We start from the raw sequence: 21,801 nt of genomic DNA, 5'->3' as shown, positions 1-21,801 counted from the left end.
GCGGGGGTGGATGTGGTGGGCCAGTATTCCCTGCCTGCCTTTGGTTTCGACGCTTGAAGGCCGAGTTCACCAACGGGTGGGGCAGGGAACGCATGGGCACCAGAGCACTGGCTAGAACCTTCAGGCACTGTGAAATTTTCCCATGTTCCCGCCCTTTGCCTGTTACGGATCCAGCAGCGGTGATCATGAAGCGATGCGCCGCCATCATCAGCAGCGCAAGATGCGCATGCTTACCTACTGGCGCGACGGAGTGGAGCGTCAGCTCGCTGCCGTGAATGCGGCGATCAGCACCCTGGAGAAGCAGATGCAGCGTGATGGGGTACAGCCGGCGGAGTAACCACCTGCTGAAGGCCGCGGTCCAGTTCCTGCCTGAGCCGCTCCAGACCTTTGTGCAGGGCCCTGTGCACGGTCATCGGGCTGAGCTGAAGCCGGCGGGCCGCCTCCCGCAGGCTCCGCCCCTCCAGCACCACCTGCTCCACCACTTGACGCTGCCGGTTCTCCAGCTGCGTCAGCAGGGCCATTGCCTGGGCGGTTCCGCCATCGACGCAGTCGTCGTCGTCATGGTCTGCCGCAAGGCCCTCCATCGAGGCTTCGAGCGGTGCCAGGCGGCGCAGCCGCTCCAGCCGCTCGAACGTGCACCATTGGCCCACGGACAGCTCCAGGCCGCTGCGCAGTTCGGCCTCACTCGGGCTCTGCCCGAATCGCGTCTGCCAGTCACGGGTGAACTGCCGCATCCGGTCCTGAAGCTCCTGCTGACGCCGCGGCAGCCGGATGGGCGGGGCCTGATCCCGCAGGTAGTGCAGGATCGCGCCCCGGACGTGCTGGCGAGCAAAGGCGGAAAACGGCGTTCCGGTGCACGGTTCGAACCGCTCCGCGGCGCGGATCAGGCCCAGCAGGCCCACCTGGATCAGATCGTCCGCCCCTTCCCGACAAAGGGCGGCGTAGTGGAGAGCGATCGGCCGTACCAGCTCCCTGTAGGCCTCCACCCGCTGGTTGCGTTGTCGCACGGTGGCGTGCTGGCTGGCATGAGTGCCGGCATTCGTGTTCGTCCTGCGCTTCGTGGTCGGCGTGTTCGCCTTGGTGACGTTTGTGGCCGTATGGACGGCGCTCAGGCGGCTTGCTGAAGCAGCGGTCTTGCTGCTGGTCGATCGGCCAGGCAAGAGCAAAGCCGATGCCGATGCTGCAGCCGAAGCGTTGGTGGGTGGAGTGTTGGTGGGTGGAGCGCTGGTTGGCGGGACACGTGTTGGCGCGACGCTCAGTGGGATGGTGGAGCGCTGGGCCGCCAGTGGGGAGCAGGTCATGATCAGGGAAGCGGAGATGAGAAGGAAGCTGTAGGGAGAACCGCCGGTCGTTCCGTCCGGTTCCTTTTCCAGAAAGATCCCTTGCTGCCACCATGTGCAACCGTGCTTTCACTGAACTTTTTTGAAGAGGGTTCAGGACGAGACCGAGTTCTTCACCCCCAGAGCACCAACTGGAGGGGGCTGCAGGCTCCTCGTCCACAGGCTCCAAGGCGCTGAGGGTCCTTGGTCAGCCTCATCCAGACCGTTTCCTTTGCGCCTACCGAAATCAGCCGCGGCGCACAGGGCTCGGCGAAGATCGGAGCCCACCTCCATGCCCAATCACTGGCCCACTGCCTCGCTCAGTGCCTCGTCTGAGGCGGGCCTTCTGCAGGCTCCAACGCGGCGTCCACGGCCGGCGCCACGGCGCGGAGCAGCTGCCATGGTCCATGTTCCTTCAGCCACGGCAGATCCGACTGTTCCGTCAGCAGCAGGTAGCCAGCGAAGCCCAGCGCATTGAGGCTGAACCCGGCGGCATGTTCGCGGGTTCGCAGGATGGTGAGAAACCAGGAGCTGGTGAACAGCAGGTTGTAGGGATGGCTGGGCTCCCCACCATCCGCCGGATCACCCAGCCCGAGCTCCAGGGCATGGCGGCGGTAGAGCATCGCCAGGTCGGCGGGTCCGCCGCCCTCGGGGCGCGGGCTGAGCCGGTAGCGCCAGGGCCAGGGTGGCGCCTGGCCCTGCAGCTGGGCGCGTAGGGCGGGCTCCAGCGGGCAGTTGGGTGCCCCGCGATGGCGGGGCAACAGCTGCAGATGCCGGTGAGGCTGGCTGGCGCCGGCCCGCCCGCTGCTGTTGAAGAACCACAGACCGGTGGTGTCCGCATCGACATGGGCCACCGCCTGCCAGTCGGCCGCTCTCAGCCAGCCGCTCTGCGGCGCCCAGCCCTGGGTGATCAGCAGCAGATGGCCGGCTTGCACCGGGTACTTGTTCAGGATCACCGCATGGCTGTCGCCCAGTCGCGTCACCTCCAGTTGCCGCTCCCAGGGGAGAAACGGGTTGGGCCGGGGCCCACCGCTGCGCAGGTGGCGCGGCACGGGCGAGTCGAGCTGGCGCAGCTGGAAGGGTGCCCAGGCTCCCGGCGGCAGCACCCTGGTGACGAGCGGCACCAGGGCACCGCGTTCGCGCGCGGCCTGGCTCTGCTGCAAGGCCGTTCGCCACAGGCGCTCAGTTCGCTCCACCGATCTGCAGGCGTGCCAGCGAGGCCCCACGGTAGTAGTGGCCCAGGATCTCGTTGTAACGCCGGCCCGCGAGGGCCAGTTCCTGGGCGCCTTCCTGGCTCATGCTCGCTCCCAGGTGCCCGTGCGCTTCCAGCGTGATCTGGCTGTTGGCCGCATACAGGCTTTCCACAATGCCCCCCTGGTAGCTGAGGATTAAGCCGTTGGTGCGCGCGGCAGCTTCGGTGGTGCGGCCATTCACCGAGGTGAGGCCCCGGTAGGCCTGCCAGCGGGTGGTGTCCCCCAGATGCCAGAACTTATTGGCCGGTCGGGCCAGGTGGGCCAGGGCGTAGGAGCGGGCCGCCACCGCCTGGGCCTTGAGGGCCTCCATCGACCAGGACGTGGGCATTTCCGCCCCCACCACCGAGGCGATGTAGGCCTCCAGTGGCAGGTGATTGATCGGTGTGATGCCTCCCCGCTCCGCCAGCAGACGCAGGCGACCGGTGTACGGCTGGCCGTTCACCAGCAACGCTTCCCCGGGTGCGGTGTCCAACCAGAGATCGTTGGCGCCGGTGCCGGCGCTGAGATCGACAGGGCTGCGGGCCTGACCCTGGGCCAGCACCTGCCCGTCGCCGTTGCGCAGCCACCAGGGGCCGGTGGCCGAAAAGCTGGGCTGGCCGGCCTGACGCAGCAGGGCCACCCGCACCTCAAGCGGAACCGGGCGGCCAGCGGCCGGTTCCACCAGGGAGGCGGGGGCATCCGGCAGCTGGGCCGGAGCGGGAGGCTGCTGGGCGCGGCGCGCTTCGATCGCCCGCAGGCGGCTCTCCTCCCCCGCCGGGTCGGTGGCTTCACCGGTGGTGCTGGCCGGCAGCAGCGCCTCCATCACTCGTGCGTCAAGGTCGGGCTTCGGCTGGCTGAACGATTGGGCATAGAAGCCGATACCCAGAGCCACCACGCTCAAGGGTGTGGTGAGCAGCAGCGTGGTGCGGCGTTGAGGGCTGAGAGTCCGCTGCAGGCGTCGCGCCAGCCGCTCGCTGCCGAGCTTCAACGGACGCAGGGCACGTGCGCCCTGTGCCACCAACTGCTGCCCTGCCGGCCAGTTCATGAACCTTTCCCTCTGTTCACATCCCTGTCCCACTAGTCGTTGGAGCGATCATGGCTGAGAACGGCCGCGAACATACGGTTGTCGCGCAGACGTGGGCCCTGGATGGGCGCTGGTAGGAGCTGTGGGGCCTCTGGATGTGGCCCTGCGACTCACACCCATTCCCGGCGCAGGTCACGCTCCATCAGCGCCCGCACGGCTTCCTGCGGGGTGTTGCGCCGCTGCAGCAGGCCCACCACTTGCTCACAGATCGGCAGGTGCAGGGCATGCCGATGGGCCAGCACCAGCGCGGCTTCGGCCGTGGCGGGTCCCTCCACCGTGGCGCCGATGCGGGTGAAGGCCGCCGCTGCAGAGTCACCTTCGGCCAGATGCAGCCCGAAGCGGTAGTTGCGGCTCAGGGGGCTGTTGGCGGTGGCCAGGAGGTCGCCAAGGCCGGCCAGGCCGTAGAGGGTGGCGGGATCGCCGCCCAGCAGCTGGCTGAGCCGCCCCATTTCGGCCAGCCCGCGGGTCAGCAGGGAGGCCTTGGCATTGGCCCCCAGCCCGAGACCATCGCAGATGCCGGCCGCCACCGCCATGACGTTCTTGAGCGCGCCGGCCAGTTCGGTGCCGATCGGATCGGCGTTGGTGTACAGCCTCAGCCGCTGGCTGCTGAGCTGGCGTTGCAGCTCGCTGGCCAGTTCGGTGTGGATGGAGGCCAGCACGCTGGCGGCCGGCAGGCCCTGATCCAGCTCAGCCGCCAGGTTGGGCCCGCTCAGCACCAGGCACGCCATCGACGGAATGGCCTGCTGCCACAACTGGCTGGCTGTGCAGTGCTGCTGAAGGTCGATGCCCTTGCTGCAGCTCACCAGGGGCACAGCCCCGGGCCAGCCGGCGCTCAGTTGCTGCGCCAGCGCCGGCACCCCGGCCATGGCCACCGCTGAGAGCACCAGGTCCTGCCGCTGGAGCACCGCGGCTGGATCGCTGCCGTGGGAGCGCGACCACACCGCGAGCTCATGGCCCTGCTGGCGCAGCACGCTGGCCAGGGTGCGCCCCCAGGCCCCTTGCCCCAGAACGGCGATCCTCATTGCCATCGCGCCATCATGCGCCATCCCCTCCACCGCTTCGCCCCAGGTGTTGCCCCCGCTCCCGTCCCGGCCGTCCCTCAGCAGCTGGAACGGCCATGCCCTGGTGGTGGGTGCCGGCGGCATCGGCCGCGCCCTGGTGCAGGCCCTGGCCGAGCGGGCCCCCGGGCTCTGCCTCTGGGGCGCCAGCCGCCGCGGCTGGCCTGCCCGGCCGGGAGAGCCGCAGCTGGGCGCGCGCGCCCTGCAGCTCGACCTCTGCGCGGACGCCAGTCTGCAGGCCGCTGCCGCCACGCTGCAGGCCCAGGCCGGCACCTTGCGCCTCGTGATCAACACGGCGGGCCTCCTGCACGACGGCCCGGCTCTGCAACCGGAAAAGCGGCTCAGCCAGCTGAACCGCGCCGCCCTGGAGCGAGTGTTCGCGGTGAATGCCTACGGTCCGATTCTGCTGGCCCAGGCCCTGGAGCCGCTGCTGCCGGCCGCAGAGCCGGCGCTGTTCGCCAGCCTGTCGGCACGGGTCGGCAGCATCGGCGACAACGGGCTGGGGGGCTGGTACGGCTACCGCAGTGCCAAGGCCGCCCAGAATCAGTTGCTGCGTTGCCTGGCCCTGGAGTGGCGCCGCCGCCGACCCCTCGCCACCGTGACCCTGCTGCATCCCGGCACCACGGCCACCGATCTCTCAGCGCCTTTCAGCAGCGGCGTGCCGCCGGAGCGCCTGTTCAGCCCCGAGCGAACCGCCCACCACCTCCTGGACGTGCTGGAACTGCAGGGGCCGGAGCAGAGCGGCAGCTTCCTGGCCTGGGACGGGAGCCCGGTTCCGTGGTGAAGGCGGGGTGTGAAGACGGTGGAGTGTTCGGCTGACGCGGGCTGATGTGACTGGGGTGACGTGAAGGGTGGTGCTGGTGGCGGGAGAAAGGTGATGCCGCGGCTGCGGCGCGGCGCTCACCCCACGTGGGCCAGCTCCTTCAGCAACTCCAGCGGGATCACCTCAAGTGCAGACGCTTCCGTGGCCTCCAGCCGCACCGGCGGCGCCACCCCGTCCTGGTAGGCCTCCAGCCAGCGGGCGGCACAGATGCACCAGTGGTTTCCGGGCTGAAGACCCGGAAAGCCGTAGGCCGGCATCGGTGTGGAAAGGTCGTTGCCGCGGGAACGGCTGTAGCGCAGGAAGACATCGTTCACCACACAGCAGACGGTGTGGCGTCCCGTGTCGCTGCTGTCGGTACGGCAGAAACCATCGCGGTACCAGCCGGTGCGGGGTGTGCATCCGCAGATCTCAAGCGTCTCACCGAGCACATTGCGGGCCACCACTGGCGCTGAAGAAGAACGCGGTTCCACGGATCGTGCCGAAATCATCCCAAAGTCTGCAGGACCAATGGCGGGAATGGCCCTGGGAGGTTGACGGAATCGGGGGGGCAGGCGTTAAAGGTCATTGTGCAGTGGTGCTGGAAGGCTCCCTTCTGCCGCCCTTACGACTTGCGATACCCCCTTCATGAGCTGGGATTTCACCGAAGATGCTGCCTTCATGGCGCTGCTCGACGCCTTCAAGGAAAGCGGTGAAAGCTCCGCGATGGAGTTTCTTGCCCACGGTGAAGGCGCTTTCCATTTCCAGGAGCTCACCCAGAATGCCGCCGGTGAGGGGGTTGACCTGAGTGATTCGACCGATCTCCAGGCGTTTCAACAAGAGGTGATCGACACCCTCGAAGATCTCTGATCCGGCTATGGCGCTGAAACCTCTCCGTTCAGTGCGTTGCCTTGATGGCTCGCTGACGGAGCTTCGGTGTTGGAGGTTCTGTGTCGAACCCGCATGACTGAATGCTGAGGGCCAGTGGCTCCCGGCCAAAGGCTTGGGGCTGAGATAAACGCATCGCTTGAACTGCCGCCTGCTGGTTGCGCTGACGCGGCGGACTCAAGCGCTGACGCAACGCAGGGCACGTCAGCGGCCCGGTTCCTCCAGTACCTGATTGAACCCAAGCGATTCAGCCGTAGAAGAAGGCGATTTCCTTGTCCTTGAGGCCATCCCAGCCGGCGGCCTTGAGGCGGGCATCAAGGCTGGCCTGATCGAAATGCTTGGCCCCGGTTTTCACCACCCGGTTGCGCATCGATTTCTTCACGCCGCTGCGGGCCCGTTGGGCCTCCAGTGCCATCACCTCGCGGTACAGGCTCAGCATCTCGGCCGGAATCGGCGAGCCGTCAAGGTCGAGTCCGGCTGCGATGGCCGCATCCACTCCGTCAGGTCCGGCAATGGCCATAGCAGCAGTGCAAGAGAGCCTCCCCAGCCTGCCACCGCGCCCCTACCTGCCATCGCCTCGGGATGGCTTCCTCAGGCGCTGAAGTAGCGCGCCTGGCTGTGCAGGGCCACCAGGGCGGTGGTGCTCTGCTCGGGCTCCAACTGGTCGCTTTCGTCCATGCTCAGCCCGATGCGCTCCGCCCCCAGCCACTGCAGCTGGGGACGGGAATCGGCCACGTTGGGGCAGGCGGGATAGCCGAAGGAGTAGCGGCTGCCGCGATAGCGCTGGGCAAGCACATCGCGCAGGGCGCTGGGTTCCTCGGCGACGAAGCCCAGTTCGCGTCGGATGCGTGCATGGGTCCACTCGGCCAGCGCTTCTGCCATCTGCACCCCCAGACCGTGGAAATAGAGATAGTCGGTGTAGCGATCGGCGGCGAAGAGTTCGCGCGCAAACCCTGTGGCCTTCTCCCCCATCGTGACGGCCTGCATCGGCAGCACATCGGTGGGCCGCCCCTGGCGGAGGTCGCGGTAGAAATCGGCGACGCAGTAGCGGTTGCCGCCCCTCTGGCGCGGCAGCTCGAAACGGCCCAGCTCCCGCTCAGGCGCGGCCGGATCGAAGACCACCAGCGCGTTGCCGAGCCGGCCACAGGGGAAGTAGCCGTAGGCCACCCGTGGAGTGAGCAACTTCTCCTCCACGCAGCGCTGCATCCAGTGCTGCAACACCGGTTCGGCCTTGGCCGCCAGCATCTGCTCGTAGTCGTCGCGGCTCTGCTGCTGCGTCTTGCGCAACTGCCACTGCCCGGCGAACAGGGCGTTGCGATCCAGGTAGCCGAATACCTCAGCCAACGGAATCGCCTGTTCATCGAGCACGCGGCTGCCCAGGAACGGCGGCTGGATGGTGGCCTCTTCTGGAACGGCCTCGGAGCGATGGTCGTTGAGCGGCCCTGCTGCGCTGGATGGCGTCTCTGGCACGACTGCGGCAGCCGCTGGGTCCTCGGCATCAGGGACTGTCTGGGCCGCTGCTGCTGATCCCGGAGCTGCCGGTGCCGGTGCCCCTTCCGTACCGGCGGGGGCGGTTGTCGTGGCGTCATCGGCCGTGTCTTCACCGCGCTCCAGCCCAAGTCCGGGCGGAATCTCACCGCTGAAGCCTTCCGCATCACTCCAGCGATTGTTCTGCTTGGCCTCCACCAGCGCGTCCATGAAGCGCAGGTCGGCGAAGGCATCCCGGCCGTAGATCACCTGACCCCGGTAGACCGCGCGGCAATCCTTGTTGACGAATCGGGGTGTCAGCGCCGCCCCACCAAGAATCACCGGCACCTGAATGCCCGCCTCATTGAAGGCCTGGAGGTTGTCTTTCATGAAGGCGGTGGACTTCACCAGGAGGCCGCTCATGGCGATACAATCGGCCTGGTGCAGCTTCTGGGCTTCGATGATCGCTTCCACCGACTGCTTGATGCCGAGATTCACCACCTCATAACCGTTGTTGGTGAGAATGATGTCCACCAGATTCTTGCCGATGTCATGAACGTCACCTTTTACCGTGGCGATCAGAAACTTGGCCTTGGCGCTACTCTCCCCTTCCACCCGTTCCATGAAGGGTTCAAGGAACGCCACGGCGAACTTCATCGTCTCAGCGCTCTGCAACACGAAGGGCAACTGCATCTGGCCGGAACCGAACAGCTCACCCACCACCTTCATGCCATCGAGCAGGAAGGTGTTGATGATCTGCAGCGGCGGGTACTTGGCGAGGGCTTCGTTGAGTGAAGCTTCGAGGCCGATGCGCTCCCCATCGATGATGTGCTGGGTGAGGCGTTTCTCCACCTCCAGATCCGCCAGCTGCGGCCCCGCGTCGCGTGCTTCCCGGGCGCTCACCCCCTCGAACAGGGTGCTGAGCGTGGTGAGCGGGTCGTAGACGCAGACATCCCCGTCGAAACGTCGTGCATCGGCGATCAGATCACGGCATACCTGTTGGTGTTCCTCGCTGATCTTGATCAGCGGCAGGATCTTGGCCGGGCTGATGATCGCCGCATCCATGCCGGCGGCACAGCACGCGTGCAGAAACACGGAGTTGAGCGTGATCCGCGCCGCTGGTGACAGCCCGAAGCTGATGTTGCTCACCCCCAGCACCACGTGCACGCCAGGAAGCTCGCTGCGGATGCGGCGGATCGCCTCGATCGTGGCGGCTCCATTGAGGCGGTCTTCCTCGATGCCGGTGGAGATCGGCAGCGCCAGGGGGTCGTAGAAGATTTCGTGCGCTGGAATGCCGAATTCCAGGGCATCGCGATAGGCGCGCTGGGCAATGGCGAACTTGCGCTCGGCGGTGCGCGCCATCCCCTCTTCATCAATCGTGCCGATCACCACGGCAGCGCCGTAGCGCCGCGCCAGTTCGAGCACCTTGAAGAAGCGCTCATCCCCATCTTCGTAGTTGGTGGAGTTCAGCAGACATTTCCCGCCTGCCACCTTCAGGCCGGCTTCCATCTTCTGCCACTCGGTGGAATCGAGCATCAGCGGCAGGTTCACGTTCGTGACCAGCCGGCTGACCAGCTCATGCATGTCACGCTCACCGTCGCGGCCCACATAATCAACGTTGACGTCGAGCACGTGGGCGTTTTCCTTCACCTGGCCGCGTGCCACGGCCACCAGCCCGTCCCAGTCTTCTGCGTTGAGCAGATCACGCACCTTGCGCGAGCCACTGGCGTTGAGCCGCTCACCGATGATCAGGAACGAGTTGTCCTGGTGGTATGGAGTGACGCCATAAATCGAGGCGGCCGCAGGTTCGTAGTGGAAAGCCGGCCGCTCCAGCCGTTGCTCCGGACGCCGCACGGCCCGCTGGCGGGGTAGCAGATCGGCGGTGAGCTCGGAGAGGGCTGCGATGTGGGCTGGGGTGGTGCCGCAGCAACCGCCGATCACCTGCACGCCGAGATCATTGACGAAGTGCATCAGCTGCAGCTTCAGCTCCAGCGGTGTCAGCCGGTAGTGGGCCACGCCGCCCACGTTTTCGGGCAGCCCGGCGTTGGGAATGCAACTCACCACGAACGGACTGTGCTCGCTCAGGTAGCGCATGTGCTCCTTCATCTGCTCGGGCCCGGTGGCGCAGTTGAGGCCGAGCACATCGATCGGGAACGGCTCCAGGATCGACACCACCGCGGCGATGTCGGAGCCCACGAGCATGGTGCCGGTGGTTTCCATCGTGACCGACACCATCAGCGGCCGCCGCTGCCCGGTGGCGCTGAAGGCCGCTTCAATTCCCTGCAGGGCAGCCTTGATCTGCAGCACGTCCTGGCACGTTTCCACGATCAGCAGGTCCACGTCGCCCGCAATCAGGCCTTCCGCCTGCTCCCGGAAGGCGTCGCGCATCGTGTCGAAGTCGATGTGCCCAAGCGTGGGCAACTTGGTGGTGGGCCCCATCGAGCCGGCCACGAAGCGGGGTTTGGCGGGGCTGCTGTATTCAGCAGCGCAGGCGCGGGCCAGTTCGGCCGCCCGCTTGTTGATCGTGAAGGCCTGGTCTTCCAGGCCGTATTCGGCCAGCACGATCGAGGCAGCGCCGAAGGTATTGGTTTCGATCACATCACAGCCGGCCTCCAGGAACTGGCGGTGCACGGCTTGCACGGCATCCGGCCGGGTGAACACCAGCTGCTCGTTGCACCCCTCCAGGGCTGCGCCACCGAAGTCGGCGGCGCTGAGATCCATCTGCTGGAGTGAGGTGCCGGTGGCCCCGTCAAACACCAGCACCGGCCGCTCAGGTGCGTGGAGACGCTCCAGAAACCCCATGCGCTGGGTCGCTGGCGCCCCTGCCTGCTGCACCGCTGCCGTCATCGATTACGCGCTCAAGGCCAGCTGTCACTGTAGGAAGTGCCGCTGGCTTACCCATCGAGCCGCACGCGGGTCACCCAGTGCTCGTAGGCCGGATCGCGGCCCTCGGTGATCGCGGTGAGGGCGCTGCGCAGCTTCTCCATGATCGGCCGCGGTCCAGCCAGATCCGTTGTTTCCACCCGGCGCACTGGCGTGACCCGGGCGGCGGTGCCGCTGAGGAACACCTCGTCGGCGACGAACAGCTCCGTTTTGTCGACCGCGCGTTCCAGGGTGGGGATGCCCATGGCCTGCGCCAGCTCGAGGATGCTGGCGCGGGTGATCCCCTCGAGGATGTCCTGGTCGACGCCGGGGGTGATCAGCACGCCGTCGCGCACCATGAACAGGTTCATGCCGCTGGCTTCGCTTACCTTGCCGCGGCTGTTGAGCAGCAGCGCTTCATCAAAGCCGCTCTTGACCGCTTCAGTTTTGGCCAGGGAGCTGGTGATGTACGCGCCGCTGATCTTCCCGCGCAAGGGCAGGGAGCGGTCCTCCTGGCGGCACCAACTGCTGATGCGGCAGCTCACCCCATCGGGGGAGAGGTAATCGCCGAGTTCGATGCCGTAGATCAGGAAATCTGTCTCGATGTCGTGGAGGCGTGGCGCGATTCCCAGATCGCTGGTATACACGAACGGCCGCAGATAGATCGGGGTGGTGGGTCGGTTCGCCTGCAGGAACTGCTGAATCGCATCGAGAATCGTGGCCTCCGGCAGCTCGGCCAACAGCAGCCGCGCGCTCTGGGAGAGGCGGCGCGTGTGCCGATCGGCGCGGAACAGCAGGATCTCGTTGGGATCTGCCGGGTTGGGCAGGGCCCGCATGCCGCCGAACGCGCCGGTTCCGTAATGGAGGGCGTGGGTGGCCACTGAAATCGTGGCTTCACCGAAGGGAACACAGCGGCCGCCGAACCAGGCGTAAGGAAGAAACTTCTGCATGCGGAAGCGCGTGGAGATGCGGCGCCGGCGGCGTTCGCTGGTGAGATCTTCTCACTGCCGGGGCCGAAGATGGCGTGATGCACCGTCTTGCCGTCGTTCCAGGCCTGCCTTCCGGCTTCGAGGACTCCGCCTTCGTGGAGCAGGAGTCCACGCCGTTGCTGGTGCTCAGCAGTTCAGACACCGATCTCCAGACCCTGGCCGCCGTTCTCGCCCGGCAGCCCAGTGCGGTGCCGGTGCGGGGGCTGAACCTGGCCGCGCTGGCTGCGCCGGCGGTCCTCGATCACTACATCGCCACCAGCCTGTCCACCACCCGCGTGGTGTTGGTGCGGCTGCTCGGTGGACGAGGCCACTGGAGTTACGGGCTGGAGCAGCTGCATGCCTGGGCGGAGCACCAACCCGGGCGCCAGCTGATCGTGGCGGCCGGCACGGCCGATCAGGAGCTGGAGCTGGCCAGCCTTGGCAACGGGCCTGAGGAGATGGCCGTGGCGATCAGCCGCTGCCTGCGCGAGGGCGGTCCTGACAACCTGCGCCGCGTGCTCGACAGCCTGGAGGCGCTCGCCGCTGGCCAGGCGGCGCCAGCGCCGGTGCCCTTGCCCCTGGCCGACCCCCTCCCCCACGACTGGCGGGCTGACCCGGGGGCACGGGTGGGGGTGATCCTCTACCGCGCCCTATTGCAGGCCGGCGACGATCAGCTGGCCACCGTCCTGCTCCAGGCCCTGCGCCGCCAGGGACTCTGCCCGCGGGCGCTGTGGGTGAGTGGCCTGAGGGATCCCGCTGTCCAGCAGGGGGTGGCCGACCTGCTGGACAGGGAGGGGGTGCAGGGCGTGCTGTGCACCACCTCCTTTGCCTCGGTGCAGTTCGAGGAAGCGGGTCTGGGTGCCCCGCTCTGGGACCGCCTCAACGTGCCGGTGATTCAGGTGCTCTGCAGCACCCGCAGCCGTGAGCAATGGGCTGCCAGCAGCATCGGCCTCGGCCCGCTCGATCTCAGCCTGCAGGTGGCTCTGCCCGAGCTTGACGGACGCATCACCAGCCGGGTCGGTGCCTTCAAGGAGCTGGAGCGGGCCGATGCCTCGCTTTCGGCAGCGCTGATGCACTACCAGCCGGATCCGGAACGGCTCGACTGGATCGCCCGCCTGCTGGCGGCCTGGGTGGAGCTGCGCCTCACCCCGGTGAAGCAGCGCCGTGTGGCCCTGGTGCTGGCCAACTACCCCACCCGCAACAGCCGCCTGGCCAATGGCGTGGGCCTCGACACCCCCGCCAGCGCCGCGGCGATGCTGCGCTGGCTGGCGGAGGCCGGCTACGACCTGGGCGTGACCCCCACGGACCAGCCCGCGGAACTGACGACAGACCTTCCCGCTGACGGGGATGCCCTGATCCAGCAGCTGCTGGCCGGACGCACCAACGACCCGGAAAGCCAGCACCGGCCGCCGCTCGATCACCTGCCCCTGGCGACCTATCTCGCCTGGTACCAGCAACTCCCGGCGGCGGGCAGGGCCGTGCTGGAGGCCCGCTGGGGGCCGCCCGCTGCCGATGAGGGCCTGGAGCAGGGGCCGGCGGGTGCCGGCTTCCCGATCCGAGGTCTGCGCTTCGGCGCCGTGGCCTTGCTGGTGCAGCCGGAGCGGGGCTACGGCCGCGACCCCAGCCTCAGCTATCACTCCCCCGACCTGCCGCCCACCCATGCCTACCTGGCCCAGTATTTGTGGCTGCGCCAGGTGGCCGCCAGCCAGGTGGTGGTCCACGTGGGCAAGCACGGCAACCTGGAATGGCTCCCCGGCAAGGGGCTCGGCCTCTCCGATCAGTGCTTTCCCGAGTGGGCGCTGGGGCCCATGCCCCACCTGTATCCGTTCATCGTCAACGATCCGGGCGAAGGCTCCCAGGCCAAGCGCCGCGCCCAGGCGGTGATCCTCGATCACCTCACCCCTCCGCTCGATCGGGCCGGGCTGCACGGGCCCCTGCAGGAGCTCGAAGCCCTGCTCGACGAGTACTGGGAGGCCCGCCAGCTGGGCAGCGAGCGCGTCGCTCCCTTACGGGAGCGGCTCGCCGGGCTGCTCGCCTCCCTGGAGCTGCCCGCGCATGCCGCTGCTGGAGACGGCACATCTGCAGATCGATCAGCTGCAGACAGATCATTCGCGGCCGGCGCTGCTGTGGGATCCGCCTCTGCCCAGGCCATCGATGATCTTGAAGTGCGTCTCGATGGCGCCGATGGCTACCTGTGTGAGCTGAAGGAAGCTCAGATCCGCACCGGCCTGCATGTGTTCGGCCACCTGCCTGGTCCCCAGCCCTTGCTGGAGCTGCTGCTGTGCCTGGTGCGGCCCCCCCTGGCCGAGGGCCCTGGTCTCACCCAGGCCCTGGCCGCTGATCTGCAACTGGAGCTGGACCCGTGGGCGGATGCCGAGGAGGCGCCACTCAGCGTGGCGGATCGCCTCCGCCTCCAGGCGTCTCCCGCGGCCGCCGTCTCTGACTCGGCCTCTCCCTCTGCCCCGACCGCCCTGCGCCGCTGTGGTGATGCCGTTGCCCTGCTGGAAGCACAGGCCCTCGATCTGCTGAAGCCGCTGCTGGCGCCCACCACCGCCACTGCCGCTTCTGCAGCGGTGGTGGTGGGACCAACAACCCAGGCTGTGCTGGAGCGTGTGCGGCGTCAGCTGCTGCCGCGCCTGCTGGCCTGCGCCAGCGCCGAGCGTCAGGCCCTGCTGCGGGGCCTGGCCGGGGAACGCATTGCCGCCGGGCCCTCCGGGGCGCCCACACGCGGCCGCCCTGATGTGCTGCCCACCGGCCGCAACTTCTACAGCGTGGATCTGCGCGGGCTGCCCACCGAAGCCGCCTGGGACCTGGGGCGTCGCAGCGCCGCCCTGCTGCTGGAAGCCCACCTGCAGCAGGAGGGAGACGACCTTCGCCACCTGGCCCTGTCGGTGTGGGGCACCGCCACGATGCGCAATGGCGGCGAGGACATCGCCCAGGCGCTGGCGCTGATGGGGGTGCGGCCGGTGTGGGACGGACCGACCCGGCGGATGGTGGATCTGGAGGTGATTCCGCTCAGCCTGCTGCAACGCCCCCGGGTGGATGTGACGCTGCGCATCTCCGGCCTCTTCCGCGATGCTTTCCCGCAGCTGGTCGACTGGATGAATCAGGCCAGCCGCCGGGTCGCTGCTCTTGACGAAGACGAGTGGCACAACCCGCTGGCAGCCCATGCCCGCCAGGAAGGCCACAGCGGCAGGGTGTACGGCTCGGCGCCGGGGGCCTATGGGGCGGGGCTTCAGGGACTGATCGACAGTGGTCAGTGGGAGCAGCGGGGCGATCTCGGTGAGGCCTTCCTCAACTGGAGCGGCTGGCGTTACGACGCCAGCGGTGACGGCCGTTGCGAGGCCAGCCCCGATCGTGAGGGGCTGGAGCAGCGGTTGCGTCAGGTGGAGGTGGTGCTCCACAACCAGGACAACCGTGAGCACGACCTGCTGGATTCCGACGACTACTACCAGTTCCAAGGAGGGCTCAGCGCCGCCAGCGAACGGGTGCGCGGCAGCGCTCCGGCCCTCTGGTTCGCCGATCATTCGCGCCACCAGCGGCCGCGCGTGCACCGGCTGGAGCATGAATTCGACAAGGTGCTCCGCTCACGCGTGCTGAACCCGCGCTGGATTCAGGGCATGCTTGCCCACGGATACAAGGGCGGTTTCGAGCTGGCCGCCAGCCTCGATTACCTGTTCGCCTACGACGCGAGCACGGGCCGGGTGCCGGATTGGAGCTATGGCGCCATCTGCCGCCAGTGGCTGCAGGACGACGACGTGTTGCAGGCGCTGCGGCGGTCGAACCCGTGGGCGCTGCGGGACATGGCCGAGCGGCTGCTGGAGGCTGCCAACCGCGAGCTGTGGCGGGGAGCGGATCCTGCCCAGCTTGAACACCTGAAGGCCTTGGTGATCGGCAGCGAAGGCCTGATCGAAACCTGAACAAGTGAGCCGCGGCCACTCACATTCGAAGGAGTGAACCGCGGCTGCTCACCAAGCCGATCAGTTGTTGAGGTCGCGGGCCATGGCCTTGAACGGGTCAATGTCGCCAGGCTTGGCCGGCTTCTGGGTGAACTGGGGCTGGGAACTGCCGGCGGCATCGGCCTTGCGCCCTGCAGAGCTGCCGCCGGGCGTGTTGACGGCGACTGCCGCGCCCTTGAGCCGCTGACCAAGTTCAGCGGAGGTGAGGCGGGCCGCGAAGGTTTTCTTCACCGGCTTGGGCACGCCACCGGTGAGGCTGGTGTTGGATTCAGGCGATGCGTTCACCGGCAGGCCGCTGCTGGCTTTCTCCAGCCGCGCCGACATCGAATCGACTTCCTGCACCATCTCCTTTTCACCCGGATTGTCGGCATTGCCGGGGAAGGTGCGCCGGATTTTGTTGGAGCGCCGCATGTACTCCACGTTGCCCATGGAGCTGGAGGTGTCGGGGTCGAGGAAGAACGTCTGTTCGCCAGCCTTGGCGGCGGGCTTCTCGGGTTTGGCCGGCTTGGAGGAGAAGCTGGCGTCCTTGGTACCGATGTTCAACAGACGATCGAAGAGACCCATGGTGAGGAAACGGAAACCTGTGATGAACCCTAGCGGCCTGACAAGGCCAGTCCATGGGTATCGGTGCCACAACTTCTCAGCAAACCCAGGCTCTGCAGCTGGCTGGCGATTGCGTCGCACACCAACGGTGTGGGCTGCCAGCGGCTGGTCAGGTCGTAGTCGTAGAAGGCTTCGGCCCCATCGAAGCCGAGCTCTGCCGCCGCCGCGATCAGCTGCTGGTGGGGACGCCGGTAGCGGGCCGGATGGGCCAGCAAGGCCAGGCCACCGGCGGCATGAATCGCTTCCCGCACCTTGCCGGCGCGCAGCCCTGGCCCCACCACCGCATGGCCGCGCACGTAAGGCGCCAGGGCCGGGTGGTGCAGCTCGAAGCCCAGGGCCAGCACATGCACCAGGCAGCCCTCCAGCAGGCAGCTGATTTCCACTCCACTCCAAAGCTGCGGCACCCGCTGCCCCAGTCGCTGGCGCTCCTCCAGGTGAGCCCGAGCCGGTTGGTAGGCCGCGATGCTGTGGTGATCGGTGACGGCGAAATGCTCAAGGCCCATCGCCAGCGCCTGGTCGGCCACGGCGGCCGGTTCGAGGCTGCCGTCGCTGCAATGGGTGTGGCAATGGAAGTTGAGCCTGGTGGGGCAGCTCTGCGCGTCCACCGCCGCCAGCACCTCCACGAGTGGGTGGTCAGCCGGCACCTGCGATCGCCTCCCGTTCGGAACGCAGCCGCCGCCAGCGGGCATAGAACTGGATCGAGGCCGCCATCGCCACCACCAGGGCCACCAGGAACCAGGTGGCAGCTCCCGTGGGGAACTGGGCCTTGAACACCACCAGCATCACCACCAGCACCAGCATCAGGGTGGGCAGCTCATTGAGCGCCCGCAGCTGCCTGCCACTCCAGCGACAGGTGCCCGCCTTGAGCTGCCCCATCAGGCGATAGCAGAACCAGTGGTACACGAGCAGGGCCAGCACCACGGCCAGCTTGGCGTGCATCCAGCTCTGTTTCAGCCAGATCGGCTGCACCAGCAGCAACCCCACCGCCATCGTCACCGCCACCACCATGCCGGGCGTGGTGATGATGTTGGCCAGCCGGCGCTCCATCAGCTCGTACTGGCTGTGGAAAGCGGCGCGCAGGGGCTCGTCCAGCGCTTCGGCTTCCACGTGATAAATGAACAGGCGCACCAGATAGAAGAGTCCGGCGAACCACACCACCACGCCCACAATGTGGAGGGTCTTGAACCAGAGGTAGGCCTCGGGGGGCAGGGCCAGGGCCGGCATCGGCAGCGAAGGGATGGCCCGTTCAAGTTAGGCGGCACCGGTGGGGGCCGATCCGGCCGCCCGCTCCAGGTGGGCCGCAGCGGCGACGGCGACCGCTTGCCGCTCCTCGGCAGGGAGGCGATCGAGCTGGGCGATCACCAGGGCCATGCGGGGATTGCCGCGCAGCAGAGCTTCGTGGCGATCCAGAAAATGCCAGTAGAGGGTCGTGAAGGGGCAGGCTGACGGCCCGGTCCGCTGTGCCGGGTCGAAACGACAGCCTTTGCAGTAGTTGCTCATGCGGGCGATGTAGCGGCCGCTGGCGGCGTAGGGCTTGCTGGCCAGCAGGCCGCCGTCGGCAAAGACCCCCATGCCCAGCACGTTGGTCTGCATCACCCAGTCGTGGCCGTCGATGAACAGACGGTGGAACCAGGCGGTGAGGGCCTGGGGATCGAGCCCTGCCAGCAGGCCGTAGTTGGCCAGCACCATCAGCCGCTGGATGTGATGGGCGTAGCCGGTGCGATCCAGTTCGCCGAGCACCTGATCCAGGCAGGCCATGCCGCTGCCGCCCAGCTGCTCGAACCAGAGGGGCAGGGGCCGGGTGTGGCCGAAGTGGTTGCGGCCTGCATAACCCTCGCCGAACCAGTGGTAGAGGCCGTGCATGTATTCGCGCCAGCCGAGCAGCTGCCGGATCACCCCCTCCAGGCTGGCGAGCGGCACCGGTGGCTCCACGCCGCTCGCCGCGCCCGTACCTGCCGACTCCAGCCGGCGGATCACCTCCAGCGGTTCCAGCAGGCCCAGGTTCAGGTAGGGGCTGATCAGGGCATGCCAGAGCGTGGGCTGGCCGCTGACCATGGCGTCCTGGTAGGGGCCGAAACCAGCCAGGCGGGTGGCCACGAAGTGATCAAGCACCTGCAGCGCCTGCTGGCGGGTGACCGCCCAATGGAAAGGCTCCAGCGCACCGGGTAGCGGCGCTTCCCCGGCGGCGGCCCGCTCCGCATCGAGACGCCGCACTTTCTCGATCACGGCCCGCGTGATCGCATCGGGGCTGAACAGCAGCGGGGCCGGCCCTTCCAGTCCCTGGCGCGGTGGCTTGCGGTTGTCCTTGTCGAAGTTCCACTGCTGGCCGCGCGGTTCGCCGTCCTCCATCAGCACGCCGAAGCGGCGGCGCCCCTCCCGGTAGAAGAGCTCCATGCGCAGCTGCTTGTAGCGGCCAGCCCAGGCCGCGAACGCCTCCCGGCTCCAGAGGAAGTGGTTGGAGGGCAGCCATTCGAGCTGCACGCCGGTGCGCCCGCCCAGATCAAGCCGTTCGATCGCCTGCCGGAAGGGGCGATCCGCCGGCTCCATCACGCGCAGGGTGCGGATGCCCTGCCTCTGGATCCAGTCGATCAAGGTGGTGCCGAATTCCGCCGCCTCCAACAGGTCCACCTGCCAGCCGAGCGCCTGCAGCTCGGCGCTGAAGTGCCGCATGGCGCTCCACACCAGCACCAGCTTCTGGCGGTGGTAGCGGCGGCGGGCCACCACACCACTGCTCTCGATCAGCACCACCCGCGCCTGGCCGGGGACGCTGCTGGCCAGAGCAGCTTGCTGCGCGTGCAGCTGGTCGCCCAGCACCCAGAGCCCGAGCCCCGCCATGGCTTGCCTCCTGCTCAGTGCACGAGGGCGGCGTCGGCGCCGCTGCCGATCCGGCCACCAGGCTCCTGCGCAACGCTTGGGGCTTCATGCCGCTCACAATCGGCGGCCGGCACCAGGTTGTCCGGATCGGGCCCGTCATGGTCAGCCGTGTCGTGGTCAGCCTCGGGGTGGAAGTAGCTCCAGATCTGCTGGGCCAGGGCGGGGCCCACGCCGGGCGCCGCAGCGATCTGGGCCGGGCTGGCCAGCTGGATCGCATCGATCGAGCGGAAGTGCCCCAGCAGCTCCTTCACCCGTTTGGGTCCCAGCCCGGGGATGTCGCTCAAGCGCGAACGTTTCATCCGCTCCCCCCGCTGCTGGCGGTGGAAGCTCACCGCGAAGCGGTGCGCTTCATCGCGCAGACGCCGCAGTAGCACGACGCCGAGCTGGTCGGGTTCGGTCTCCAGCGGCTGGCTGGTGCCGGGCAGGAACACTTCCTCCCGCTGCTTCGCCAGGGAGCACACCACCAGGTCTTCGTGCAGGTTCAGTTCCCGCAGCGCCTCCATCACCGCCGAGAGCTGTCCTTTGCCACCGTCGATCATCACCACATCGGGCCAGTCGTTGAGGCCGCCGGTGTGGAGTGCGGTGCCTGTGGCCTTGCGCAGTGCCACCAGATCGGCCCCCTCCGCCTTCGCCTGGGCCCAGCGACGGAAGCGGCGGCGCATGATCTCGGCCATGGCCATGAAGTCGTCGGAGTGGCCGGAGCGGATGCTGCTGCTCTGGATGCGGTACTTGCGGTAGTGCTGCTTGGCCGGCAGCCCATCCACGAACACCACCTGGGAGGCCACCGCGTCGCTGCCCTGGATGTGGCTGATGTCGTAGCCCTCCACCCGACGCGGCGGCTCGGGCAGATCCAGCAGTTGGGCCAGGTCTTCGGTGGCGAGCTGGTGCAGCTCGGCGCTGCGCTGGGCCCGGCCCAGCTCAAAGGCCGCATTGCGTTCCACCAGTTCGATCAGGTCGGCCTTCTGCTGCCGCTGCGGGTGCTGCAGCCGCACCTTGCGGCCCCGGCGCTCGCTCAGCCAGTCTTCCACCAGCGCCTGCTGCGGCAAGGGGTGCTGCACCAGCACCTCCGGTGGGATCTCCACCGGCTCCACCTGGCTGTAGTGCTCTTCCAGCACCCGTTGCAGGATCGCCCCGGGGCTGGCGACCGTGGCATCGGCGGTGTAGCCGAGCCGCCCCACCAGCTTGCCGGCCCGCATCTGAAACAGCTGCACGGCGGCCACGCGCGCATCGGCCGCCAGCGCCAGCACATCCCTCGACACGGAGGCATCGGGCAGGGCCATCTTCTGGTCGGCGGTGAGCTGCTCGAGCCCCTGCATCTGGTCGCGTACCCGGGCGGCCGCCTCGAAATCCTCCCGTTCGGCGTAGCGCTCCATCTGGGCACGCAGCAGCACAAGCAGTTCGTCGCTGCGGCCCTGGAACACCATGGCCACCTTGCGCAAGGTGTGCTGGTAGGCCTCAGGGCTGATCTTTTCCTGGCACACGCCGGGGCAGCGGCCGATCGCGTGGTTCAAGCAGGTGCGATCCCGGTAGAGAGGCTGGGGGCGCTGACGCAGCGGAAACACCCGCTTGACCAGAAACAGGGTGCGGCGCAGCAGACCCACATCCACATAGGGCCCGTAGAAGCGATCGAGCGGGCTGCGCAGCCGGCGGCGACGGGTGATGAAGATGCGCGGGTAGGCCTCGCTCCAGGTGATGCAGAGATAGGGATATTTCTTGTCGTCCTTGAGCAGCACGTTGAAGTGCGGCTGGTGGTTCTTGATCAGGTTGGATTCCAGCGCCAGCGCCTCGGCTTCGCTGTCAGTGACGATGAACTCGATCTCCGCCACCTGACGCACCATCAGGCTGATGCGGGGGCTGAGATCGTGGGAATCACGGAAGTAGCTGCGCACGCGGCTGCGCAGGCTCTTCGATTTGCCGATGTAAAGGATGCGGTCGTCGAGATCGCGCAGCAGGTAGCAGCCCGGCTCGGCCGGCAGCTCCTTCAGCCGCTGGGCCAGGCGCGCCTGATCCATCAGCAGCGGTTGCAGCGTGGCCCCCATGCCCAATGCTCCCGCGAGAGGTGGCTCAGCCGCCGTACTGCCAGCCGGTGGCGGACAGCTCCAGTGCGGCGCCATCGCGGTGCAGCTGGGCCGACTTCACTTCCGCCACGAACACGGTGTGATCACCGTGGGCCACCTGGCCCACCACCGTGCATTCCACGGCGCCGAGTGCGTCGTCGAGCACAGGCAGGCCCAGGGGCCCGAGCGTGAAGGGAGCGGCATCGAAGCGGCCACCGATGCCTTTCTGGGGCTTGAAGAACACCGCCGCCAGGTCTTTCTGCTCGGCAGAGAGCACGTTGAGCGAGAAGCGGCCCGTGCGGCTGATGATGCCGTTGCTGGTGGAATCGGCGCGCACGGCCATCACCACGAGCGGCGGATCGAACGACCCCTGGGTGACCCAGCTGGCGGTGAAGCCGTTGACGTCATCGCCCTCGGCCACGCCACAGATGAACACGCCGTGGGGGATCTTGCGCAGCAGGGTTTTCTTGGCGGCGCTGTCGAGCACGGGGGTGGCGGCGCCATCGACGTTGAGATCCACAGCCATGGCCTGGTTCCTGGAGGTGATTCCAACCTTAGGCAAGCCGGAGGGGGGGACCGCTCGCGCCCGCAGCCAGCAGCAGCCTCCATAGGATCCCCCCGCCGCTCCCGC

At 67.8% G+C, this 21,801-nt stretch carries 18 protein-coding genes and 1 pseudogene; 5 read left to right on the top strand and 14 right to left on the bottom strand.

Annotated features, from left to right (window positions below; translation table 11 throughout):
* The first annotated feature begins 142 nt into the window (after positions 1-142).
* A complete protein-coding gene (locus CJZ80_RS09880; RefSeq protein ID WP_094512857.1) occupies positions 143-337 on the top strand; it encodes a sigma factor SigF in 195 nt (64 codons plus the stop codon).
* Here the strand turns inward: CJZ80_RS09880 and CJZ80_RS09875 are convergent.
* On the bottom strand, positions 285-1,007 hold the full coding sequence (locus CJZ80_RS09875) for a sigma-70 family RNA polymerase sigma factor (protein ID WP_158217465.1): 723 nt from the start codon (positions 1,005-1,007) through the stop codon (positions 285-287). The genes CJZ80_RS09880 and CJZ80_RS09875 overlap by 53 nt on opposite strands.
* 34 nt (positions 1,008-1,041) lie before the next feature.
* Between CJZ80_RS09875 and CJZ80_RS15335 the strand changes: the two genes are divergently transcribed.
* Entirely contained in the window at positions 1,042-1,335 is a 294-nt protein-coding gene (locus CJZ80_RS15335) for a hypothetical protein (protein WP_158217464.1), read from the top strand.
* A 304-nt stretch (positions 1,336-1,639) separates the two neighbouring features.
* Here the strand turns inward: CJZ80_RS15335 and CJZ80_RS09870 are convergent, their stop codons facing one another.
* The 3 genes from CJZ80_RS09870 to CJZ80_RS09860 form a co-directional block, all read right to left on the bottom strand.
* Positions 1,640-2,482 carry an ATP adenylyltransferase gene (locus tag CJZ80_RS09870; protein ID WP_233132967.1) on the bottom strand — a complete coding sequence of 281 codons (843 nt, stop codon included), beginning with the start codon at positions 2,480-2,482 and terminating at the stop codon, positions 1,640-1,642.
* A gap of 19 nt (positions 2,483-2,501) precedes the next feature.
* Positions 2,502-3,596, bottom strand: a complete 1,095-nt coding sequence (locus CJZ80_RS09865) for a SpoIID/LytB domain-containing protein (RefSeq protein WP_094512854.1) — start codon at positions 3,594-3,596, stop codon at positions 2,502-2,504.
* Positions 3,597-3,745: 149 nt separating this feature from the next.
* Positions 3,746-4,657: an NAD(P)H-dependent glycerol-3-phosphate dehydrogenase gene (locus tag CJZ80_RS09860; RefSeq protein WP_369803024.1), complete on the bottom strand. Its 912-nt coding sequence runs from the start codon at positions 4,655-4,657 to the stop codon at positions 3,746-3,748.
* Between the two features lie 49 nt (positions 4,658-4,706).
* Between CJZ80_RS09860 and CJZ80_RS09855 the strand changes: the two genes are divergently transcribed.
* Complete coding sequence (locus tag CJZ80_RS09855; protein ID WP_094512852.1) at positions 4,707-5,477, top strand: SDR family NAD(P)-dependent oxidoreductase; 771 nt, start codon at positions 4,707-4,709, stop codon at positions 5,475-5,477.
* A 116-nt stretch (positions 5,478-5,593) separates the two neighbouring features.
* On the opposite strand, the gene CJZ80_RS09850 is transcribed toward CJZ80_RS09855, so the two are convergent.
* Positions 5,594-6,004 carry a DUF2237 family protein gene (locus tag CJZ80_RS09850; RefSeq protein ID WP_094512851.1) on the bottom strand — a complete coding sequence of 137 codons (411 nt, stop codon included), beginning with the start codon at positions 6,002-6,004 and terminating at the stop codon, positions 5,594-5,596.
* Between the two features lie 136 nt (positions 6,005-6,140).
* Here CJZ80_RS09850 and CJZ80_RS09845 point away from each other — a divergent pair, with 136 nt between their 5' ends.
* The gene (locus CJZ80_RS09845; protein WP_094512850.1) at positions 6,141-6,362 is read left to right on the top strand and encodes a hypothetical protein; all 222 of its coding nucleotides are present in this window, start codon (positions 6,141-6,143) and stop codon (positions 6,360-6,362) included.
* Positions 6,363-6,627: 265 nt separating this feature from the next.
* Here the strand turns inward: CJZ80_RS09845 and CJZ80_RS09840 are convergent, their stop codons facing one another.
* The 3 genes from CJZ80_RS09840 to CJZ80_RS09830 all read right to left on the bottom strand — a co-directional run bounded on the left by CJZ80_RS09840 (position 6,628) and on the right by CJZ80_RS09830 (position 11,659).
* Entirely contained in the window at positions 6,628-6,900 is a 273-nt protein-coding gene (locus tag CJZ80_RS09840) for a DUF4090 family protein (RefSeq protein ID WP_094512849.1), read from the bottom strand.
* Between the two features lie 71 nt (positions 6,901-6,971).
* Positions 6,972-10,694 carry a methionine synthase gene (metH, locus tag CJZ80_RS09835; RefSeq protein ID WP_094512848.1) on the bottom strand — a complete coding sequence of 1,241 codons (3,723 nt, stop codon included), beginning with the start codon at positions 10,692-10,694 and terminating at the stop codon, positions 6,972-6,974.
* Between the two features lie 47 nt (positions 10,695-10,741).
* Positions 10,742-11,659, bottom strand: coding sequence for a branched-chain amino acid transaminase (locus CJZ80_RS09830; protein WP_094512847.1), 918 nt, complete (start codon positions 11,657-11,659; stop codon positions 10,742-10,744).
* A 77-nt stretch (positions 11,660-11,736) separates the two neighbouring features.
* Between CJZ80_RS09830 and cobN the strand changes: the two genes are divergently transcribed.
* Entirely contained in the window at positions 11,737-15,597 is a 3,861-nt protein-coding gene (cobN, locus tag CJZ80_RS09825; RefSeq protein ID WP_094512846.1) for a cobaltochelatase subunit CobN, read from the top strand.
* A 60-nt stretch (positions 15,598-15,657) separates the two neighbouring features.
* Here cobN and CJZ80_RS09820 read toward each other — a convergent pair whose 3' ends face one another.
* The 6 genes and pseudogenes from CJZ80_RS09820 to CJZ80_RS09795 all read right to left on the bottom strand — a co-directional run bounded on the left by CJZ80_RS09820 (position 15,658) and on the right by CJZ80_RS09795 (position 21,696).
* Positions 15,658-16,200 (bottom strand): hypothetical protein, encoded by a 543-nt coding sequence (locus CJZ80_RS09820; RefSeq protein WP_094512845.1) that lies wholly within the window; start codon positions 16,198-16,200, stop codon positions 15,658-15,660.
* Positions 16,201-16,229: 29 nt separating this feature from the next.
* Positions 16,230-16,883: a PHP domain-containing protein gene (locus CJZ80_RS09815; RefSeq protein WP_369803023.1), complete on the bottom strand. Its 654-nt coding sequence runs from the start codon at positions 16,881-16,883 to the stop codon at positions 16,230-16,232.
* Positions 16,873-17,463: a protoporphyrinogen oxidase HemJ gene (gene hemJ / locus CJZ80_RS09810; RefSeq protein ID WP_094512843.1), complete on the bottom strand. Its 591-nt coding sequence runs from the start codon at positions 17,461-17,463 to the stop codon at positions 16,873-16,875. Before hemJ ends, CJZ80_RS09815 begins: the two co-directional genes overlap by 11 nt.
* Positions 17,464-17,490: 27 nt before the next feature.
* Positions 17,491-19,074, bottom strand: a complete 1,584-nt coding sequence (locus CJZ80_RS09805) for a cryptochrome/photolyase family protein (RefSeq protein ID WP_094512842.1) — start codon at positions 19,072-19,074, stop codon at positions 17,491-17,493.
* 155 nt (positions 19,075-19,229) lie between these two features.
* Positions 19,230-21,227, bottom strand: a pseudogene (uvrC, locus tag CJZ80_RS09800) (excinuclease ABC subunit UvrC); the annotation flags it as partial.
* Positions 21,178-21,696, bottom strand: a complete 519-nt coding sequence (locus CJZ80_RS09795) for a flavin reductase family protein (protein ID WP_094512840.1) — start codon at positions 21,694-21,696, stop codon at positions 21,178-21,180. The gene CJZ80_RS09795 and the pseudogene uvrC, both read right to left, overlap by 50 nt.
* Positions 21,697-21,801: the final 105 nt, after the last annotated feature.

It is taken from the genome of Synechococcus sp. MW101C3 (assembly GCF_002252635.1).
In the GTDB taxonomy this organism is placed as follows: domain Bacteria; phylum Cyanobacteriota; class Cyanobacteriia; order PCC-6307; family Cyanobiaceae; genus MW101C3.
Note: the sequence above shows the minus strand (reverse complement) of the source record. Positions and strands in the feature narration are given on the sequence as shown.

Excerpts from the sequence above, each read along its gene's own strand:
- CJZ80_RS09865 (WP_094512854.1), bottom strand. The coding sequence starts at position 3,596 with ATGAACTGGCCGGCAGGGCAGCAGTTGGTGGCACAGGGCGCACGTGCC.
- CJZ80_RS09880 (WP_094512857.1), top strand. The coding sequence starts at position 143 with ATGTTCCCGCCCTTTGCCTGTTACGGATCCAGCAGCGGTGATCATGAA.
- CJZ80_RS09845 (WP_094512850.1), top strand. The coding sequence starts at position 6,141 with ATGAGCTGGGATTTCACCGAAGATGCTGCCTTCATGGCGCTGCTCGAC.
- cobN (WP_094512846.1), top strand. The coding sequence starts at position 11,737 with ATGCACCGTCTTGCCGTCGTTCCAGGCCTGCCTTCCGGCTTCGAGGAC.
- CJZ80_RS09795 (WP_094512840.1), bottom strand. The coding sequence starts at position 21,696 with ATGGCTGTGGATCTCAACGTCGATGGCGCCGCCACCCCCGTGCTCGAC.
- CJZ80_RS09860 (WP_369803024.1), bottom strand. The coding sequence starts at position 4,657 with ATGAGGATCGCCGTTCTGGGGCAAGGGGCCTGGGGGCGCACCCTGGCC.
- CJZ80_RS09820 (WP_094512845.1), bottom strand. The coding sequence starts at position 16,200 with ATGGGTCTCTTCGATCGTCTGTTGAACATCGGTACCAAGGACGCCAGC.
- CJZ80_RS09830 (WP_094512847.1), bottom strand. The coding sequence starts at position 11,659 with ATGCAGAAGTTTCTTCCTTACGCCTGGTTCGGCGGCCGCTGTGTTCCC.
- metH (WP_094512848.1), bottom strand. The coding sequence starts at position 10,694 with ATGACGGCAGCGGTGCAGCAGGCAGGGGCGCCAGCGACCCAGCGCATG.
- CJZ80_RS09850 (WP_094512851.1), bottom strand. The coding sequence starts at position 6,004 with ATGATTTCGGCACGATCCGTGGAACCGCGTTCTTCTTCAGCGCCAGTG.
- hemJ (WP_094512843.1), bottom strand. The coding sequence starts at position 17,463 with ATGCCGGCCCTGGCCCTGCCCCCCGAGGCCTACCTCTGGTTCAAGACC.
- CJZ80_RS09805 (WP_094512842.1), bottom strand. The coding sequence starts at position 19,074 with ATGGCGGGGCTCGGGCTCTGGGTGCTGGGCGACCAGCTGCACGCGCAG.
- CJZ80_RS09840 (WP_094512849.1), bottom strand. The coding sequence starts at position 6,900 with ATGGCCATTGCCGGACCTGACGGAGTGGATGCGGCCATCGCAGCCGGA.